1 protein-coding gene is annotated in these 2,295 nt (G+C 68.2%); it reads right to left on the bottom strand.

Annotated features, from left to right (window positions below; all coding sequences use genetic code 11):
* The coding region (locus HKK72_RS38690; protein WP_187239342.1) for a polyribonucleotide nucleotidyltransferase at nucleotides 1–2,223 on the bottom strand (2,223 nt) is incomplete at its 3' end.
* Between the last annotated feature and the right edge of the window lie 72 nt (nucleotides 2,224–2,295).

The following is a 2,295-nucleotide window of genomic DNA, read 5'->3' as shown; positions in this document are numbered from 1 at the left end:
GCCGGCGACGCCGGCCTCGGCACCGCCGTCGGCGGCCTCGCGCTCGATCACCTCGACCGGCACCAACGACAGCTTGCCGCGCTGGTCGATCTCGGTGACCTCGACCTGGATCTTCTCGCCGACCTTGATGAAGTCGTCGACGTTCTCGATCCGCACCCCGCCGTGCAGCTTGCGGAGCTGCGAGACGTGCAGCAGGCCGTCCTTGCCCGGCAGCAGTGAGACGAACGCGCCGAACGTGGTGGTCTTGACCACCGTGCCCAGGTAGCGCTCACCGGTCTCGGGCATGTGCGGGTTGGCGATCGAGTTGATCGCCTGCCGCGCGGCCTCGGCGGACGGGCCGTCGGTGGCACCGACGTAGATCGTGCCGTCGTCCTCGATGGTGATCTCGGCGCCGGTGTCGTCCTGGATCGAGTTGATCATCTTGCCCTTCGGGCCGATGACCTCGCCGATCTTGTCGACCGGAACCTTGATCGTGATGATCCGCGGCGCGTTCGGGCTCATCTCGCCCGGTGCCTCGATGGCCTCCTGCATGACGTCGAGGATGGCCAGCCGGGCGCCCTTGGCCTGCTTGAGCGCCGCCGCCAGCACCGACGCGGGAATGCCGTCGAGCTTGGTGTCGAGCTGCAGCGCGGTGATGACGTCCTTGGTTCCGGCGACCTTGAAGTCCATGTCGCCGAAGGCGTCCTCGGCCCCGAGGATGTCGGTCAGCGTGACGTACTCGCCGCCCTCGTAGATCAGTCCCATCGCGATGCCCGCGACCATCGCCTTGAGCGGGACACCCGCGTCGAGGAGCGACATGGTCGAGGCGCAGACCGAACCCATCGAGGTGGAGCCGTTGGAGCTGAGCGCCTCCGACACCTGCCGGATGGCGTACGGGAACTCCTCACGCGTCGGCAGCACCGGGAGCAGTGCCCGCTCGGCGAGCGCGCCATGGCCGATCTCTCGGCGCTTGGGCGAGCCGACCCGGCCGGTCTCACCGGTGGAGTACGGCGGGAAGTTGTAGTTGTGCATGTAGCGCTTGGTGCGCTCGGGGTTGAGCGTGTCGATCATCTGCTCCATGCGGAGCATGTTGAGCGTCGTCACGCCCATGATCTGGGTCTCGCCGCGCTCGAACAGCGCCGAGCCGTGCACCCGGGGCACCACGTGCGCCTCGGCGGACAGCTGGCGGATGTCCTTCGTGCCGCGCCCGTCCATCCGGACACCGTCGCGGACGACCCGTTCGCGGACCAGCTTCTTGGTCACCGCGCGGAAGGCCGCCGAGATCTCCTTCTCGCGGCCCTCGAACTCGGCCCCGAGCTTCTCCGCCGCGCCCACCTTGATCGCGTCCAGGCGCGCTTCGCGCTCCTGCTTGCCGGCGATGGTCAGAGCCTGCGCGAGCTCGTCGGTCACCGCCGCCGCCACCGCGTCGTAGACGTCGTCCTGGTAGTCCAGGAAGACGGGGTACTCGGCGGTCTCCTTGGCGGCCTGGGCGGCGAGCTCGCTCTGCGCCTGGCACAGCGACTTGATGAACGGCTTGGCCGCCTCGAGCCCCTCGGCGATCGTGTCCTCGGTCGGCGCGGGCGAGCCCTCGGCGACGAGCTTGAGCGTGTCCCTGGTGGACTCGGCCTCGACCATCATGATCGCGACATCGCCGTCTTCGAGCAGCCGGCCGGCGACCACCATGTCGAAGGTGGCGCGCTCGAGCTCGGAGTGGGTCGGGAAGCCGACCCACTGGCCATCGATCAGCGCGACGCGAACGCCGCCGATCGGCCCGGAGAAGGGCAGCCCGGCGAGCTGCGTCGACATCGACGCGGCGTTGATCGCGACGACGTCGTACAGGTGGTCGGGGTTGAGCGCCATGATCGTCTCAACGACCTGGATCTCGTTGCGCAGGCCCTTGGCGAACGACGGGCGCAATGGCCGGTCGATGAGCCGGCAGGTGAGGATCGCGTCCTCGGACGGCCTGCCCTCACGGCGGAAGAACGATCCGGGAATCCGCCCGGCTGCGTACATTCGCTCCTCGACGTCCACGGTCAGCGGGAAGAAGTCCAGGTTGTCCTTGGGCTTCTTCGACGCGGTGGTGGCGGAGAGGACCATGGTGTCGTCATCGAGATAGGCGACGGCCGAACCGGCTGCCTGGCGGGCCAACCGGCCCGTCTCGAACCGGATCGTACGGGTCCCGAACGATCCGTTGTCGATGACCGCCTCTGAGCTCTGCGCTCCATCTACGCGCACAGCATCCACGGGGAAACCTCCTTGGTTTCGTGGGTTCCCGCGGTCGTTTCCCCGTCTGCGGCGTTGCTTCTCGAGAAGTGC

Origin of the sequence: Actinomadura sp. HBU206391, assembly GCF_014323665.1 — a bacterium.
Classification (GTDB): domain Bacteria; phylum Actinomycetota; class Actinomycetes; order Streptosporangiales; family Streptosporangiaceae; genus Actinomadura_C.
The sequence above is the reverse complement of the archived record's forward strand: the minus strand, read 5'-3'. Positions and strand labels throughout refer to the sequence as shown.